Below are 16,052 nucleotides of genomic sequence, written 5' to 3' on the forward strand. Positions count from 1 at the left end.
GATTGAATGAGTGAGCATCTTCCAATCCCAACAAATGATATTATAAAATTATGGATCGCAGGAGTTTTATTGAAAAATCGGCCTTGGCGGGGGCGGCGTTTTCTTCGCTGCCGTTATTAACTGCCCTGAGGAGAGCATCTCCGTACAAAACTGCATTGATCGGTGCGGGCTGGTGGGGTACCAATATCCTGCGCTGCGCCATGCAGGCCGGCGAGTCAAAGCTGGTGGCGCTTTGTGACATAGATCAGAACCAGCTGAAAACGTGTGCGGAAGTTTTTTCCAAGCTCTCGCCAGATAAGCCGAAGCTGTACAGGGATTATCGTGAAATGCTGGCGAAGGAAAAGCCCGAGATCGTGATCGTTGCCACGCCGGACCATTGGCACGCACTCTGCTGCATTGCGGCAATAGAGTCAGGTGCGCACGTGTACGTGGAAAAACCCATTTCGCACACCATTAAAGAAGGACGTGCAATGGTAAACGCCACGCGCAAACACGGCAGAATTGTGCAGGTAGGTACGCACAGGCGCGTCTCGCCTCATAATGTTTCAGGAATGCAGTTTCTGAAATCCGGGAAAGCGGGCAAGATTGGAATGGCGCGTGCATTTGTTCATTATGGCGGAGGCCCGGGACAGAAAACGCCCGATCAGGAGCCGCCACAAGGTCTTGACTGGGACTTTTACTGCGGACCTGCGCCTTTGGTACCTTATAATAAGACGATCACACCAAGAGGGTTTCGTAATTACCTCAACTTTGCCAACGGTACGCTGGGCGACTGGGGAATTCACTGGCTTGATCAGGTTTTGTGGTGGTCGGAGCAGAAGTACCCGAAGAAGATATACTCCACCGGAGGTCGCGCAATTCGCCAGGATAATACGGACGCGCCCGATCACCAGGTAGCTGTTTACGATTTCGACGGCTTTACGCTGGAATGGGAACATCGTAATTTTGCCGCAAACAATGCGGAGAAAACCCACCCTCAGCAAGCTGTTGGCGTTTATTTCTACGGAACGGAAGGTACTTTCCACATGGGCTGGCTAGACGGATGGACATTCTATCCGACTGACCCGAAAAAGCCCGTTATCCACGAAGATGCGAAGCTGAATAAGCCCGACGATCAGAATATCCAGGAACTCTGGGCCAATTTCCTGAATTCAATTAAAACCAACAAGCCGCCGATCTGCGAGATCGAGGTGGGCCAGCGTTCGACAAACGTGGCGCTGCTGGGAATGCTGTCTTACAAGCTCGGCAGAAGTATTGTGTGGGACGGAGAAAAAGAAACGATCGAAGGCGATGCAGAGGCAAACAAGCTGCTAAGCCGGGAGTACCGCGGGGAATGGAAGTATCCAGAAGTGTAGAGTTTTGTTTTTGTCATTTAATGACACTTCAATGACAAAACCTGACTATTAACAAACCATTCAAAATCCCAGGATGCACAAAAAACAGGTGACGCTCCTTAGAGAAGCGCCACCTGTTTGCATTTCAATTTGGTCAGTCAATTTTCACCACTTCTGCGGGAATGTTGTACTGGTCAATGATCTCACGTGTGAAACGTACGTGCCCGCGTGGCGCCATAAGATACAGCTTTGCCCCTTTCATTCCTGCCAATTCACTCAGCAGTTTCCATTTGGAGATATTGCCTCTCATCTGATCGCTCTTGATAGAGACTTCCAGGTAGTGTCTGTTGAACATATTCACTCCCGTAACGTCAGGAGTAAACTTAGCATTGTCGGCTGCCCTTTCATAGGATTTCGGGGTTTCGTAGCCTTCTATATTAGCCTGAATGTCCTTAAATCCGTGGGCTTTGGCCCACTTTACTACTTGTGGTATAAACAGTTCTTTTTCCATAATGCTGTGCATAAGTAAATGTCTCTCCCGGTGACCTACAAGGAAAGCTATTTTAAAAAATCGGGCTAAATATTGATGAGGAAGAATTATAAATGCCGGAGAGTCGCTGGCAAAATATAGAACTATACACGAATATAGCGCATTTTAGGGCATTTATCCAAATTTTTACACAAAATAACTCAGTCTTCGAGCTCGTCGAGTAAATTATTGTAAGCACCCTGCAACTCACGTAACGCTTTGGCATTGTTTTGCCTCCGAGCAAGTTCCACACCTTTCTGATAAATTTCCTCAGCTTTTTTAACCTCGCCACTTTCTGCAAAAAATGCGCCAGCGTGATAGTAAGTTGGAAGATAATCTGCGTGACCATCCAGCAGTTTGTTAAAATACACTTCCGCCTGACCTGCATCCGATTTCATGTACTCGATTGCAAGTGCGTAAATGTTAAATGGATCGTTGGGATCCTCCTCGTAAAATGCCAGTAAGTTGGTCAGTAATGTGCTGCTCATTGCAAAGTATTATGCTTGCATACTATTTCTATTTCCTTTAATTTGCCCGTCAAAGGTTTTGTCACAAACATAATACAGGTAACCAAATACTCATGAAAATTCTCGTTTGTATTACCAATGTACCCGATACAACATCCAAAATAACTTTCACCGATAACAATACCCGGCTGAACAAAGCGGGGGTACAATATATTATCGGGCCTTACGACGATTATGCACTCGCAAGGGGTGTTGAATTGAAGGAAAAAACAGGCGGTACGCTCACGGTGCTGCACGTAGGAGAAGCCGATGCAGAGCCGCAGATCCGCAAAGCGCTGGCTATCGGCGCAGATGATGCTATTCGTATCAATGCAGAGCCGCTGGATTCCTACTTCACTGCGGTGCAGATCGCGGCGATTGCCCGGGAGGAAAACTACGACCTGATTTTAATGGGCCGGGAATCCATCGATTATAATAGCGGCGTGGTGCACGGAATGGTCGGTGAAATGCTGGGGATCAACTCCTACTCGCCCGTCATGAAACTGGAACTGGAAGGCAGCACAGCCACGATCACGCGTGAAATTGATGGTGGAAAGGAGATCCTCAAAGCCAACCTGCCGCTTGTACTCGGCTGCCAGGAACCGATTGCAGAATGGAAAATTCCGAATATGCGCGGGATTATGACAGCCAGAACAAAGCCTCTCAAAGTGGTGGAGCCGGTGGCGACAGAGGAAATGAGCGCGCCTGTAACCTACTCGCTACCTGCCCCGAAAGGAGCCTGCAAGATGATCCCGGCAGAAGAGGCTGAGACACTGATTCGGCTGCTGCAATCAGAAGCAAAAGTTCTTTAAGCTTCATCCAAAATCTAAATCAAGAAATCATGTCCGTATTGATCTTTATAGAACTGGATAACGGTTCAATCAAAAAAACTTCACTGGAAACAGTCGCCTATGGTGCGAAAGTGGCCGCTCAGGTAAACGGAAAAGCGGTTGTACTTGCAATTGGCGATGCAAGTTCTGCCGAGCTCGAAAAGGCCGGCCATTATGGCGCTGAAAAAGTGCTGCACGCGGCTGGTGAAAAGCTCGCTCATGAAAACAGTCTGGCCTATGCCGATGTGCTGGTGCAGGCATCTGCTCAGGAACAAAGCCAAATCATTGTTTTACCAAAATCCGGACTAGGTGACGCCATTGCTGCCAGGGCCGCGGCCAGGTTGAAAGCCGGTGTAGTCTCGGGTGTAACTGCATTGCCCGAAACAGAAGGTACATTTAAGGTAACCCGCAGCATTTTCACCGGCAAGGCATTTGCGACAACTGAGATCAAGTCGGAGATCAAGTTCCTGGTGGTAAGAAAGAATGCAATCGAAATAGACGAAGCCGGACTGAATACCGCCGGTGCGACCATAGAGCCGTTTTCACCTGCATTGCGCGATGCCGATTTTCAGGCGAATGTAGTTGATGTAGAAAAAGCAAGTGGTGAATTGTCATTGACTGAGGCCGAGATCATTGTATCGGGAGGCCGCGGAATGAAAGGTCCGGAACACTGGCAGGCGTTGCTAGACCTGGCAAGCGCACTCGGCGCAGCTACCGGATGCTCCAAGCCCGTTTCCGACCTTGACTGGCGACCGCATCATGAACATATCGGCCAAACCGGCATTAAAGTAGCGCCCAACCTTTATATCGCCTGCGGTATTTCAGGTGCGATACAGCATCTGGCCGGCGTGAACGGGTCCAAATGCATTGTAGTGATCAACAAAGATCCTGAGGCGCCGTTCTTTAAGTCGGCAGATTACGGAATTGTTGGTGACGTATTCGAAATCCTGCCCCGGCTTACTGCTGCTGCAAAGGCGATCAGATGAGAATTCGCGCATTTTCAGCGTTTAAATGAATATTTGCCAAAACAGAAATAAAAAATAGCTTCTAAATCAGTCCCTTAACGAGGTATATTTGAGAGCATTCGGTTTTAAGGCCGATGATAACCCGTGCACGATTTTTTTATGCAGCACGGGTTATTTATTTTTGCATCAAAAATTCCGCCCAGGCACAATTCACACAGCTGTTAACCATATTTGCGCATTTAGTTTAACGTGAAAAAAATCAAGTTAGAAATTCTGGGACTTTCACCGAGCCAATCACAGGCCGGATCTTTCGCTCTTGTTCTAGGGGAGGAATTGGGCAACCGTCGCCTACCCATTATCATCGGCGTTTTCGAAGCCCAGGCTATTGCCGTGCAGATAGAAAATATAGTCCCCAATCGCCCGATGACGCACGACCTGTTCAAGTCATTTGCCGATGGAATGAATTATACATTGAAGGAAATCGTCATTTCGGACCTCAAAGAAGGTATTTTCTATGCAAAAATCGTTTGCACGGATAATCTGAGAGAAGTTGAGATTGACGCCAGACCTTCCGATGCCATCGCGATCGGCTTGCGTTTCGATATCCCCATTTTTACCTACGAAGGCATTTTATCCGAGGCCGGTATCGTATCCAGTTCATTATCCGACGAAGAAGATGAGGATGAAGATGCCGTGCGGGAAACCGTTAAACCTTCCGGCTCCAAGGATGTGATCCGGGATTTGTCACTGGACGAATTACAGCGCATGCTGGACGACGCACTTTCGAAAGAAGATTACGAAAAAGCGGCGAAGATCCGTGATGAAATGGGAAGAAGGAACTGATCTGTTACCTGCTCATTTAAGTTAAAAATAGTTAAGGAAAGCCGCTTATCCGGCTTTTTTGAATTATAAATCCCTATTTTTGCCGCTGTCACTTTGTGGTAGCCCGCATTCACAAAAGCGAAATTCAGAGCCGCTATGCCTAAAAAGAAAAAGATTGGAAGTTACCCGAATGCAATGATTGTGATGAGCCTTACGGCCGCCCTGTTTCTCATTGGTTTTTGCGGACTTCTGGTGATCCAATCTAAGAAACTGGTTTCGATCATTCGCCAGAATATTGAGGTTCGTATTTTCCTCGACAAGCAGTTGACGAAAGCCGCAGAAGACTCTATTCTCAATGTTGTGAAAGTGAAGCCTTTCGTTCTCAACTCTGCTGAGGCCAAAGCCATTACTTTCGTCTCCAAAGAAGAAGCAGCCAAGGAATTCATAGAAGGTACCAAAGAGGATTTCGCTACTTTCCTCGGCGAAAATCCATTGCGGAACAGCTACCGTGTCAAGATCCACGAAGACTATTTTGAAGAAGCCAAGCTCGCCCAGATCAAGAAAGACCTGGAACAGATCAAGGGTGTTTACGAAGTGGTTTATCAGGAAGACCTTGCGGATAATATCAACCGGAACGTTACAAAGATTTACATTGTACTCGCCAGCTTTGCATTGATCATGCTGATTATCATCGTGTTGCTGGTAAACAATACGATCAAGCTTGCTATTTACTCGCAGCGTTTTCTCATCCGGAGTATGCAGCTTGTAGGTGCTACAAACGGCTTTATTCAGCGACCTTATGTAGTGCGCGGCGCCATTCAGGGACTGGTTGGTGGCGTTTTAGCGGGCGTTCTGCTGGTCGTGTTGCAGCAGGTTGCAGTGCGGAATGTGGAGGGACTTGCAATGTTGCAGGAGTACGATAAGATTGCGATACTCGTCGGAACAGTGCTCGTGCTGGGAATCCTGATCGGCGTTTCGAGTACATACCAATCGCTGGCGCGGTACCTGCGCATGACGCTGGATGATTTATATTGATAAGAATAAGCTTTCAACAAGAACAAGATATGAACAGCAAAAAGAATGAACTACCGTTCTCAGCGTCCAACTACACGACGATGCTGATAGGTATTGCAGTAATCCTCGCAGGTTTCCTGATCATGAGCTTTGATTCAACGGAATTTGGTTTCGGCTTCCTCGGACTAACCCTAGGCCCCATTGTGACGGTTGTGGGCTTTGTCATCGAGTTTTGGGCGATCTTACGTAAACCGGCAAATTCATGAGTATTTGGCAGGCCATTATCCTGGCAATCGTTGAGGGAATAACAGAATTTCTACCTGTTTCTTCTACCGGGCACATGATCATCGCTTCCTCCTTCATGGGGATCAGCCACCTGGAATTCACAAAAATGTTCACCGTGAATATCCAATTCGGAGCGATCTTGTCGGTATTGGTTTTATACTGGAAACGCTTTTTCCAGACCACCGACTTCTATATCAAGCTTTTCGTTGCATTCCTTCCGGCCGCAGTAATCGGCTTCCTGCTGAATGATTTCATAGATGCGCTGCTGGAAAATGTAGTGGTAGTGGCAGTATCCCTGCTTGTGGGAGGTATCATCCTGATATTCATCGACAGAATTGCAAACGATACAAGCAGGGAAAAGGAAATTACCCTGCCTACTGCATTGAAAATCGGTTTTTTCCAGTGCATTGCAATGATACCCGGCGTTTCCCGCTCGGCTTCTACCATTATCGGCGGAATGTTGCAGGGGTTGTCCAGAAAGCAGGCCGCAGAGTTTTCATTCTTCCTTGCCGTGCCTACCATGGCCGCTGCCGGTGGCTATAAGCTGTTGAAAACGTACGATACGATCAAAGCGGAGGATATTCAGACGTTGCTGATCGGAAATGTGGTAGCATTTGTTGTTGCGATGCTTGCGATCAAATTTTTCATCAGCTTTCTTACCAAATACGGTTTCAAGGTTTTTGGTTACTACCGCATTATCCTTGGATTGATTTTACTGGGTCTGCTTGCTTCGGGTTACAAGCTCGATGTCGTATAAGCCAGGCTCTTCGCCCACCAAAATGATTTTACATTGAATAGTGATACCAATACACCGGATGAAGGAGAAGTCATTTTAGTTGACAAACCTTTAACCTGGACTTCATTTGATGTTGCTAACAAGCTCAAAAGAGCCTGTAAATTCAAAAAGATCGGTCACGCCGGCACACTTGATCCCCTGGCGACGGGTTTATTGATTTTATGTACCGGTAAAAAAACCAAGCAGATCGATACCTATCAGGCGCAGGAAAAAGAGTATACGGGCACATTTGTGCTGGGAAAAACAACTCCCTCCGTTGATCTCGAAACTGAATTCGACGCCGAATACCCTACCGACCATATCAATGCAGAAGTGCTCGAAGCCGCACGTAAAAGGCTGACAGGACTGATCGAACAGGTACCACCTATTTACTCTGCCGTGCGCGTTGATGGCGAGCGGCTTTACAAAAAAGCAAGGCGCGGCGAAGTAGCTGAAATCAAGAAACGTACTGTGGAGATCTCCCTTTTCGAGATTGATGCTGCGCGCTTTCCGGAGATTGATTTTAGGATCATTTGTACAAAAGGTACTTATATTCGCAGTATTGTTCGTGATTTCGGTGAGTGCGCCGGAAGCGGCGCGTACCTGAGTGCATTATGCAGGACCAGAATAGGCGCCTTCGAACTAAAAGATGCCTGGAATCTGACCGATTTCATTCATCAGAAACGAGTAGCTCTGAAGTTAGATGTTGACGAATGAAAATTTATCATAGCCTCGATTCCTTCTCCAAACTGGAATACGGCGTAGTTACAAGTGGCACTTTCGATGGTGTTCACCTGGGACATCAAAAAATACTCTCGCGCCTGCTGGAAATCTGCCGGCAAACTGGCGGAGAGTCCGTGGTGCTGACTTTCTGGCCCCACCCGCGGACGGTTGTTTCCGAAGACAGTCAATCCTTACAGCTTTTGTCGACCGTTGAGGAAAAGATCGAGCTTTTTGCCCAGCTCGGAATCCATCACCTCGCCATTGTTCCATTCACCCGCGCATTCTCCGAACTGTCTTCCGACGAATTTATTCAGCAGATTTTAGTTGATAAAATCGGGACTAAAAAGCTGGTTATCGGTTACGATCACCGTTTTGGCAGGAATCGGGAGGGCAGCTTTGAATTCCTGCAGGAAAACTGTTCAAAATATGGGTTTGAGGTGGAAGAGATACTGCGCGCTGACATTGAAAATATGGCGATCAGTTCTTCCCGCATCCGCAAAGCATTGATCACCGGCCACATTGACGAAGCCAATGAGCTGCTCGGCAGGGCGTATACGCTTTCAGGGACTGTGGTGAAAGGCAAACAGCTGGGCCGCACGATCGGATTTCCGACTGCGAATGTACATCTTCATGAATCGTACAAGCTGGTGCCGATGAATGGTGTTTACGTGATCCGCGCCACCTACCAGGATGTCAGTTACAATGGAATGCTCAACATTGGCGTGCGCCCGACAGTTGACGGGACCGTACGCACGATTGAAGCGCATCTTTTTGATTTTGACAAAGAAATTTACGGAGAAGACCTGAAACTGGAATTGTTACATTACCTGCGTCCCGAGCAGAAATTCGGGGGTTTGGATATGCTCGTCAAGCAGATCCAGATCGACAAAGAGAGCACCCTCGCCTACTTCTCCTGAGCAACTGATTTTACTTAGCTTACCAAAAGCGTGTCTTAACGGCACGCTTTTATTATTTTAAGAGAAAATAACACGCAATTCCAAACATGAAACACTACGACGCGATTGTAATTGGCTCGGGCCAGGCAGGAACTCCCCTATCCAGAAAGTTGGCAGAGTCCGGAATGAAAACAGCTCTCATAGAAAGACGCTTCGCCGGAGGAACTTGTGTTAACGACGGCTGCTCCCCTACAAAAGCCATGATCGCCTCGGCCAAAGCTGCCTGGGTCGCGAACAACAGCGCGGAACTCGGAGTGAATACGCAGCAGGTGAATGTGGATTTTACTACTGTCAGGAAGCGTAAAGACGAGATTGTGAAAAGAATGCGCGGCAACCTGGAGAAGGGATTTGCCAATACCAAAAACCTCGATGTGATTTACGGAAACGCTGCATTCAGCGGGAATAAAGAGGTAAGTATTCAATTAAATGATGGTGAGGAGGAAGTACTTACAGCCGATCTGATCTTTATCAACACAGGTTTGAGCCCGGTAGTACCGGATGTGGCGGGTATCAGCGGCATTGATTATCTCACTTCCACTACGATACTTGACATTGATGAAGTTCCGGGACATTTGCTAATTTTGGGCAGCGGCTACATCGGACTCGAGTTTGGTCAGATGTTCAGTCGCTTTGGTGCGAAAGTTACCATTCTTGAACCTTCTGAAAGGATCCTGAAACATGAAGATGAAGATATTGCCGAAGCAATCACGGACATACTGGAAAAGGAGGATATCGAAATTCTTACAAACACCAAAGCCGTAGAATTCACTAAGAGCAAAAAGGATATTCTGATAACGGTTGACAGCAATGGCGAAAACCGGACAATAGAATGCACACACGTACTTGTTGCAACCGGAAGAAAACCGAACACTGATCAACTCGAACCCGAAAAATCCGGCATTAAGGTGGATGAGAAAGGGTTTATCAGTGTAAATGATGAACTGGAAACCAATGTGAAGGGAATTTACGCAATTGGCGACGTAAAAGGCGGACCTGCATTCACGCACATTTCTTACGATGATTACCGCGTTGTATCCAACATTGTAATCGGGAAAAAGAAAGATTCCATTGCCGGCAGACAGCAGCCTTACTGTATGTTTATTGATCCGCAGCTTGGCCGTGTCGGGATTACCGAACAGGAGGCGCTGGAAAAAGGACTTGATATTCAGGTGTATGCAATGAAGAACGACAGCGTGGCGCGTGCAATTGAAACAGGTGACACACGCGGGATGATGAAAGCTGTGGTAGATACCAGTTCTGGTAAAATCCTGGGCGCGGCAGTACTGGCAGAAGAAGGCGGCGAGATCGTGACTGCGATTGAGCTGGCGATCATGGGAGGACTTACGTTTGACCAGCTGCGTGATGGTATCTTCGCCCACCCCACCTATTCGGAGTCGCTGAATAACCTGTTTACGGAACCTGTTCGCTAATTTGCCTGTATAGGTACATATTGCCGCCCATTGCGGTAAACAACTCAGCTACCCAAGCAGCGAAGTCACATTTATGATCCTGGCCAAAAACATCAGTAAAAATTACGGAGAAATCCAGGCGGTCAGGAACATCTCGTTTGAGGTCAGGGAAGGTGAAACAATGGTGTTGCTCGGCACAAGCGGTTGCGGAAAGACCACAACGCTCAAAATGATCAATCGGCTCATTGAGGCAAGCTCTGGGCAGATCGAGATCAATGGCGAAAGTATTTTTGACAAAAGCCCTGAACAGCTCCGACGTACAATCGGCTACGTTTCCCAGAATAATGGCCTGTTCCCGCATTTCACGGTGCGCGAGAATATTGGGATTGTACCAAAACTACTGAAATGGGATCAGCAAAAAACCAGGCGGCGAACAGAGCAGCTACTGGATCAGCTGCAACTTCCAGTCGGAGAGTTTGGCGATAAATATCCGGATGAGCTCAGCGGAGGACAGAAACAGCGTGTTGCTGTCGCGCGTGCATTGATTGCCGAGCCGGCTGTTCTGTTAATGGATGAACCCTTCGGCGCTCTTGATCCTGTGACCCGTGCCGGTATCCGCCAGGAATTCCTGCGCTTACCTGAGCTGAAAAAAACAACGATCGTGATGGTTACGCATGATGTCCAGGAGGCATTTGAGCTTGGCGACCGCGTTTCGATCATGGATAAAGGGGAGATTGTGCAATCGGGTAACCCGTCGGAACTGCTGTTCAAGCCTGCAAATGCATTTATCAGTTCATTCTTTGATCATCAGCGACTTTTCTTCGAACTAAGTGCTATTAAATTCAGCCAGGTCTGGGATTTATTGCCTGATTCGAATGGAGACAAACAACCACAGTTTGATCCCGGTCAAAGTCTCTGGGAGGGATTAGGCTACTTATCAGATCACAACTTGCAGGAGTTATTTATAGCTGATTCTGCCGGAATTCAGAAGCGGGCCGACCAGGCTGCTATTTTCCGGGTGTTCAATCAAATCAAAAGCGTGCATTAATGGAGCAGCAACAAGGTCTTTGGGATTTTATGACCCAGCAGTCCGACAAGCTGCTGAGCCAAACCGTGGCGCACATTGGTCTTACCTGCATTTCACTCCTGCTATCGGCAGCAGTGGCACTGCCCCTCGGCATCTGGATAGCCCGAAAAAACAAAGTGGCCTGGCTTGTGCTGGGGATTGCCGGCATTTTACAAACAATCCCAAGTATCGCGCTGCTCGGATTTCTGATCCCGCTGCTCGGTATTGGCGCAATGCCCGCGATCACCGCGTTATTCCTTTACGCGTTGCTTCCGATGATCAGGAACACTTATACCGGTATCAGGAACGTAGATCCGGCAGTTACAGAAGCAGCCCGCGCAATGGGAATGCGCGCTTCCGAGATCCTGCTGAGCGTGGAGCTTCCGCTTGCATTGCCCGTTATCCTGGCCGGCGTTCGTACGGCGGCGGTCATCAATGTTGGCGTGGCTACGCTGGCGGCGTACATTGCAGCAGGTGGACTGGGCGAGTTTATCTTCGGCGGCATTGCATTGAACAACAGTAATATGATCCTCGCAGGCGCGATTCCAGCCGCATTGCTGGCAATCATTTTCGACTTCCTCCTATCGCTTTTGCAAAAAGCAAATTTCCAAAAAATGAGATTGCTCCTTTTTGCCTTTCCCGTTCTGCTGGTTACCCTTTCCTCTTTTTACCTGCTTCCTGTTGCCCAAACGAAGCTTTTGGCAGGATTTACACCCGAATTCATGGGACGGGAGGATGGTTATCTGGGATTAAAATCAAAATATGGACTGGATATTTCTACTGTTGTAATTAGCGACGCGGTTATGTACAAGGCTGCATTTGAAAAGAAGCTCGATGTGATCAGCGGGTACAGTACCGACGGTCGCCTGAAAGCTTTTGACCTGATCACCCTGGAAGATGACCGCCACATTTTCCCCCCATATTATGCCTCGCCCCTGATCCGGAAAGATGCACTGGAACGCTACCCTGAGCTGGAAACTGCCTTGAACCTGCTCGCGGGCAAGATTAACGACTCGATCATGACAGAGCTGAATTACCGCGTCGACTACCTGAAACAAGCTCCCGAGCAGGTTGCCGCAGACTTCCTCAAATCCGTTGGATTGTACAAGAGATCGTTGAATGGGAATAAAGGCATTGTGCGGCTAGGTTCAAAGATTTTCGCGGAACAGTACATTCTGATCAATATGTATAAAATACTGATCGAGGGAAATACAATGCTGAAAACCGTCACGCGTACCGGACTGGGCGGGACGAAAATCTGCTTCGACGCACTCACCAACAACGAAATAGATATGTACCCCGAATACACGGGAACCGGTTTGCTGGTTATCCTCAAACCCGACCCGCAAACTATCAAGAGGGTAAGTGGCAACCGGGAAGAAACGTTTCAATACGTAAGTGAAGAATTCGGAAGACTTTACAACATGCAGTGGCTCACGCCGATCGGGTTCAACAATGCCTACGCATTAATGATGCGAAAACAACAGGCACAATCATTGCATATCAATTCCATAACCGCATTAAAACAGTACCTGTCTGATGACCAACCACAGCATTAGGGACGATTTCAACACTGTCAGAAAGTATAGCGAGCAGATTTGTGCTCCTCTTGCAAATGAAGACTATGTTCCACAGCCCGTTCCTTTCGTAAGTCCGCCCAAGTGGCACCTGGCGCATTCCACCTGGTTTTTCGAAACCTTTATCCTGAAACAGTTCCAGCCGGGTTATAAAGAATACGATCCTGATTTCAATTTCCTGTTCAACAGCTACTATAATAACATCGGGGAACGTACAATGCGTACCGACCGCGGCAACATGACGCGACCAACCACGGAGGCTGTGTACGCTTATCGCCGCCACGTAGATGCATGTATGCACGAGCTACTGGAACGCGACCTTGATCAGGATACCCTTTCGCTGATCAGGCTGGGGCTTCATCATGAGCAGCAGCACCAGGAACTTTTGGTCACGGATATCAAGTACATTCTCGGCCACAATCCGCTTTTTCCCGTTTACAAAGGCGGCCACAATCTTGTCGGTTCTGGGAATACAGAAATTGGCTTTTTAACTGTACCTGAGGGAGTTTATGACATTGGGTTCTCCGGCGACGGTTTTTGCTTCGATAATGAATTGGGGAAACACAAGGTATACCTGCACGAATTCGAGATCAGCAAAGGACTGGTTACCAATGCAGAATACCTCGAATTTATGAATGCGGGCGGCTATGCCGATTTTAACCTCTGGCTGGACGAAGGCTGGTCTTGGGTAAATGAACATGCTGTTAATGCGCCGATGTATTGGCATAAAGTCTCTGGCGAGTGGCATTACTTCACACTGGACGGGCTGCAAAAGGTGGATCCGGACGCGATCTTAAGTCACGTGAGCTTTTATGAAGCTTCTGCATTTGCGCAATGGAAGCAGATGCGTTTGCCGACTGAATTTGAATGGGAAATCGCTTCTGTTAACCTTGACTGGGGTCAACGTTGGGAATGGACTAATAGCGCCTACCTTCCCTACCCCGGATTTACCAAGGCACCCGGCGCGGTTGGCGAGTACAATGGTAAGTTTATGATCAATCAAATGGTATTGCGCGGTGCTTCCGTGGCTACTTCGCCGGAGCATAGCCGACGTACTTACCGCAATTTTTTTCACGCCCCTGAACGCTGGCAGTATACCGCGATCAGGTTGGTTAAATAATCGTTTCACACCAGATATGTCAGAGAATTCATTTGCAACAGATATACACATTGGCCTGACCGCCCCTTTAAAACACATTTCTTCCAAATATTTTTACGACGATATTGGCAGCGGGATTTTTCAGGATATCATGAAAATGCCCGAATACTATCCGACACCCTGCGAGTTTGAAATCCTTTCGCTGCAAAGTGACCAAATTTTTAATAGGCTGGGCTTTGACAAGGCTTTCAGTGTAGTGGAGTTTGGTGCCGGTGACGGAGTGAAGACAAGGCAGCTGCTGAAAAAACTGATCGAAAACGGCGCTGATTTCTCTTATGTACCCATTGATATCTCCAAAAAAGCGATTGACGAGCTGGTGGAGAATATGCGCACGCATTTACCCGAGCTGAAAATCGCGCCGAAAGTGGGCAACTACTTTTCGATGATGGAAGAGCTTTCCGGCTCGGATACGCCCAGCTTGTTTTTGTTTTTGGGCGGAAATATCGGGAACTATGAGCAGGAACAGGTAAAGGGACTACTTTCGGACTTCCGCCGCAATATGAAAGCAGGTGACAAGCTGCTCACCGGCTTTGATCTGCAAAAAAATCCGGCTACGATCCGCTGCGCCTACGACGATCCGCAGGGGATCACAAAAGCATTTAACATTAACCTCCTGCACCGCATTAACCGGGAGCTCGGCGGGAATTTCAATACCACGCAGTTTGACTTTTACTCCCATTATAACCCGTTGAATGGCGAAGTGAGAAGTTACCTGGTCAGCTTGTCGCCGCAAAAGATTTTTGTACAGGAAACGAATCACACGTATTCTTTCGAGCGCAACGAGCTGATCTGGACGGAGCTTTCCAAGAAATACAAAATCTCGGAAATCGAGCAGGTAGCTATGGAAAACGGATTTACCGTAGTGGAGCATTTCCTTGATTGCAAGCATTACTTCAACGACAGCCTCTGGACATTATCCTGATCACAAAAAAAGCAGGCTCTTTGCGGGGCCGGCTTTTTCGTGCATTATCAAAGCTTTCTTAACGGGAAACAAATTTGTTGAACCTGCTTTCCTTCCCGTCGGCTGTTTTATCCTGATACAGGAATTGCAGATTGCTCTCGTCAAACTTCTCGAAAAACTCTTCCCACGTAATCTCTTCCAGCTTTCCTTCGCCGCTATATCCCGGAAAATCTATCCGGAGAATGCCGGTATGTTCGTCCTTATCTCCTGTTCCTTTGACAGTTGCAGGTTTTCCGCCGCGTTTTTCAACCCAGGCTTTGATTTCTTTGTGATCTGTTGTGCTCGATGAAGTGCTTTTAGTAGCCATGATCTTCGTTTTTGGTTTGTTCCGAAAAGATCTAAAAAACTGTGCCCCAGCCAGCATTCCTAGTAAGCTATCTGGCATAGCTGCATTGGGCGTCGCAGCAGGTGCGCCGGCGATATTTCATAGATTAATCTGACTGTAAACTTTAACGATAAATAGCCTCGAAAGCCTCTTTTCAAAGCCAGGCATACCAATCATTCCTGTGGCTCCCGTGACTATTATTGTTATTTTCGTTACGCATCAGCGTTCAATCATTTTCCAAAACATAGAGAATGTATCCTCCATGATTTTGTGCTGTTCTTTTCTGGTGAATTTATTTGACGAAAGGTATTGATTTACACCAAATACCTGATTACTGATCAAAATGTACAATAGGTTTACATCTGTGTCAGCGATCTGTTGTTCCCTGATAGCCAGACGAAAAAGTTGCAATACAGGAGCTATCTGAGCTGAAATCTCATCGTTGTTAATTTTTTTCAGATAAGGAGAATTGGAGAATTGCGCCAGAAACAAAAATTCGTTGGGACTACGGAGCGACCATTTAAGTGATTCTTCGTAATACGTCCTGATAGCTTCCTTTGTTGATTTAACTTCTGCTAATGCAACATTTATACTTTCTGCTGCCAATCCTTTTAATTTTAAGTAGAGTGAAATGATCAAGTCATCTTTAGTCGGAAAAAAATAAAACAAAGTACCCGTTGCTATCCCTGCCTCCTTTGCAATTTTACTTGTCGGTGTATCATTAAATCCTTGTGATACAAACAATTCCAATGCGGTTTGAAGTAGTTTTTCCCTTTTATCCATAGGTTAAGATTATTTTGAATGCAATCGAAGTAT

The 16,052-nt window shown here is 47.3% G+C and carries 18 protein-coding genes; 14 read left to right on the plus strand and 4 right to left on the minus strand.

What is annotated here, in order from left to right; all coding sequences use genetic code 11:
* Positions 1-50 precede the first annotated feature (50 nt).
* Positions 51-1,355 (plus strand): Gfo/Idh/MocA family protein, encoded by a 1,305-nt coding sequence (locus tag AC1XTG_RS01565; protein ID WP_484840739.1) that lies wholly within the window; start codon positions 51-53, stop codon positions 1,353-1,355.
* Between the two features lie 133 nt (positions 1,356-1,488).
* Here the strand turns inward: AC1XTG_RS01565 and AC1XTG_RS01570 are convergent, their stop codons facing one another.
* Both AC1XTG_RS01570 and AC1XTG_RS01575 read right to left on the minus strand, forming a co-directional pair.
* Positions 1,489-1,845, minus strand: coding sequence for a hypothetical protein (locus tag AC1XTG_RS01570; protein ID WP_056287689.1), 357 nt, complete (start codon positions 1,843-1,845; stop codon positions 1,489-1,491).
* Positions 1,846-2,024: 179 nt separating this feature from the next.
* Positions 2,025-2,351, minus strand: coding sequence for a tetratricopeptide repeat protein (locus AC1XTG_RS01575; RefSeq protein ID WP_056287688.1), 327 nt, complete (start codon positions 2,349-2,351; stop codon positions 2,025-2,027).
* A 92-nt stretch (positions 2,352-2,443) separates the two neighbouring features.
* Here AC1XTG_RS01575 and AC1XTG_RS01580 point away from each other — a divergent pair, with 92 nt between their 5' ends.
* From AC1XTG_RS01580 to AC1XTG_RS01640, 13 genes are all read left to right on the plus strand, one after another.
* Positions 2,444-3,181 (plus strand): electron transfer flavoprotein subunit beta/FixA family protein, encoded by a 738-nt coding sequence (locus AC1XTG_RS01580; RefSeq protein WP_484840740.1) that lies wholly within the window; start codon positions 2,444-2,446, stop codon positions 3,179-3,181.
* Between the two features lie 29 nt (positions 3,182-3,210).
* A complete protein-coding gene (locus tag AC1XTG_RS01585; protein ID WP_484840741.1) occupies positions 3,211-4,185 on the plus strand; it encodes an electron transfer flavoprotein subunit alpha/FixB family protein in 975 nt (324 codons plus the stop codon).
* Positions 4,186-4,413: 228 nt separating this feature from the next.
* Complete coding sequence (locus tag AC1XTG_RS01590; protein ID WP_484840742.1) at positions 4,414-5,007, plus strand: bifunctional nuclease family protein; 594 nt, start codon at positions 4,414-4,416, stop codon at positions 5,005-5,007.
* Between the two features lie 135 nt (positions 5,008-5,142).
* Positions 5,143-6,021 (plus strand): cell division protein FtsX, encoded by an 879-nt coding sequence (locus AC1XTG_RS01595; protein WP_484840743.1) that lies wholly within the window; start codon positions 5,143-5,145, stop codon positions 6,019-6,021.
* 29 nt (positions 6,022-6,050) lie between these two features.
* Positions 6,051-6,266, plus strand: coding sequence for a DUF3098 domain-containing protein (locus tag AC1XTG_RS01600; RefSeq protein ID WP_056287678.1), 216 nt, complete (start codon positions 6,051-6,053; stop codon positions 6,264-6,266).
* Positions 6,263-7,042 carry an undecaprenyl-diphosphate phosphatase gene (locus tag AC1XTG_RS01605; RefSeq protein WP_484840744.1) on the plus strand — a complete coding sequence of 260 codons (780 nt, stop codon included), beginning with the start codon at positions 6,263-6,265 and terminating at the stop codon, positions 7,040-7,042. Before AC1XTG_RS01600 ends, AC1XTG_RS01605 begins: the two co-directional genes overlap by 4 nt.
* A 33-nt stretch (positions 7,043-7,075) precedes the next feature.
* Positions 7,076-7,777: a tRNA pseudouridine(55) synthase TruB gene (gene truB / locus AC1XTG_RS01610; RefSeq protein ID WP_484840745.1), complete on the plus strand. Its 702-nt coding sequence runs from the start codon at positions 7,076-7,078 to the stop codon at positions 7,775-7,777.
* Positions 7,774-8,700: a bifunctional riboflavin kinase/FAD synthetase gene (locus tag AC1XTG_RS01615; RefSeq protein ID WP_484840746.1), complete on the plus strand. Its 927-nt coding sequence runs from the start codon at positions 7,774-7,776 to the stop codon at positions 8,698-8,700. Before truB ends, AC1XTG_RS01615 begins: the two co-directional genes overlap by 4 nt.
* An 86-nt stretch (positions 8,701-8,786) precedes the next feature.
* Entirely contained in the window at positions 8,787-10,169 is a 1,383-nt protein-coding gene (locus AC1XTG_RS01620) for a mercuric reductase (RefSeq protein WP_484840747.1), read from the plus strand.
* 73 nt (positions 10,170-10,242) lie between these two features.
* A complete protein-coding gene (locus tag AC1XTG_RS01625) occupies positions 10,243-11,196 on the plus strand; it encodes an ABC transporter ATP-binding protein (protein WP_484840748.1) in 954 nt (317 codons plus the stop codon).
* Complete coding sequence (locus AC1XTG_RS01630) at positions 11,196-12,773, plus strand: ABC transporter permease/substrate-binding protein (RefSeq protein ID WP_484840749.1); 1,578 nt, start codon at positions 11,196-11,198, stop codon at positions 12,771-12,773. The genes AC1XTG_RS01625 and AC1XTG_RS01630 overlap by 1 nt, the downstream gene beginning before the upstream one ends.
* Positions 12,754-13,911, plus strand: a complete 1,158-nt coding sequence (egtB, locus tag AC1XTG_RS01635) for an ergothioneine biosynthesis protein EgtB (protein WP_484840750.1) — start codon at positions 12,754-12,756, stop codon at positions 13,909-13,911. The genes AC1XTG_RS01630 and egtB overlap by 20 nt, the downstream gene beginning before the upstream one ends.
* 16 nt (positions 13,912-13,927) lie before the next feature.
* A complete protein-coding gene (locus AC1XTG_RS01640; RefSeq protein ID WP_484840751.1) occupies positions 13,928-14,872 on the plus strand; it encodes an L-histidine N(alpha)-methyltransferase in 945 nt (314 codons plus the stop codon).
* Between the two features lie 58 nt (positions 14,873-14,930).
* Here the strand turns inward: AC1XTG_RS01640 and AC1XTG_RS01645 are convergent, their stop codons facing one another.
* Positions 14,931-15,218 carry a hypothetical protein gene (locus tag AC1XTG_RS01645; RefSeq protein ID WP_056287661.1) on the minus strand — a complete coding sequence of 96 codons (288 nt, stop codon included), beginning with the start codon at positions 15,216-15,218 and terminating at the stop codon, positions 14,931-14,933.
* A gap of 237 nt (positions 15,219-15,455) precedes the next feature.
* Positions 15,456-16,019, minus strand: a complete 564-nt coding sequence (locus AC1XTG_RS01650) for a TetR/AcrR family transcriptional regulator (protein WP_056287659.1) — start codon at positions 16,017-16,019, stop codon at positions 15,456-15,458.
* Between the last annotated feature and the right edge of the window lie 33 nt (positions 16,020-16,052).

This window comes from Dyadobacter sp. HNCC25DJ183, assembly GCF_056895175.1.

Excerpts from the sequence above, each read along its gene's own strand:
- AC1XTG_RS01565 (WP_484840739.1), top strand. The coding sequence starts at position 51 with ATGGATCGCAGGAGTTTTATTGAAAAATCGGCCTTGGCGGGGGCGGCG.
- AC1XTG_RS01570 (WP_056287689.1), bottom strand. The coding sequence starts at position 1,845 with ATGGAAAAAGAACTGTTTATACCACAAGTAGTAAAGTGGGCCAAAGCC.
- AC1XTG_RS01575 (WP_056287688.1), bottom strand. The coding sequence starts at position 2,351 with ATGAGCAGCACATTACTGACCAACTTACTGGCATTTTACGAGGAGGAT.
- AC1XTG_RS01580 (WP_484840740.1), top strand. The coding sequence starts at position 2,444 with ATGAAAATTCTCGTTTGTATTACCAATGTACCCGATACAACATCCAAA.
- AC1XTG_RS01585 (WP_484840741.1), top strand. The coding sequence starts at position 3,211 with ATGTCCGTATTGATCTTTATAGAACTGGATAACGGTTCAATCAAAAAA.
- AC1XTG_RS01595 (WP_484840743.1), top strand. The coding sequence starts at position 5,143 with ATGCCTAAAAAGAAAAAGATTGGAAGTTACCCGAATGCAATGATTGTG.
- AC1XTG_RS01600 (WP_056287678.1), top strand. The coding sequence starts at position 6,051 with ATGAACAGCAAAAAGAATGAACTACCGTTCTCAGCGTCCAACTACACG.
- AC1XTG_RS01605 (WP_484840744.1), top strand. The coding sequence starts at position 6,263 with ATGAGTATTTGGCAGGCCATTATCCTGGCAATCGTTGAGGGAATAACA.
- AC1XTG_RS01615 (WP_484840746.1), top strand. The coding sequence starts at position 7,774 with ATGAAAATTTATCATAGCCTCGATTCCTTCTCCAAACTGGAATACGGC.
- AC1XTG_RS01620 (WP_484840747.1), top strand. The coding sequence starts at position 8,787 with ATGAAACACTACGACGCGATTGTAATTGGCTCGGGCCAGGCAGGAACT.
- AC1XTG_RS01625 (WP_484840748.1), top strand. The coding sequence starts at position 10,243 with ATGATCCTGGCCAAAAACATCAGTAAAAATTACGGAGAAATCCAGGCG.
- AC1XTG_RS01630 (WP_484840749.1), top strand. The coding sequence starts at position 11,196 with ATGGAGCAGCAACAAGGTCTTTGGGATTTTATGACCCAGCAGTCCGAC.
- egtB (WP_484840750.1), top strand. The coding sequence starts at position 12,754 with ATGACCAACCACAGCATTAGGGACGATTTCAACACTGTCAGAAAGTAT.
- AC1XTG_RS01640 (WP_484840751.1), top strand. The coding sequence starts at position 13,928 with ATGTCAGAGAATTCATTTGCAACAGATATACACATTGGCCTGACCGCC.
- AC1XTG_RS01645 (WP_056287661.1), bottom strand. The coding sequence starts at position 15,218 with ATGGCTACTAAAAGCACTTCATCGAGCACAACAGATCACAAAGAAATC.
- AC1XTG_RS01650 (WP_056287659.1), bottom strand. The coding sequence starts at position 16,019 with ATGGATAAAAGGGAAAAACTACTTCAAACCGCATTGGAATTGTTTGTA.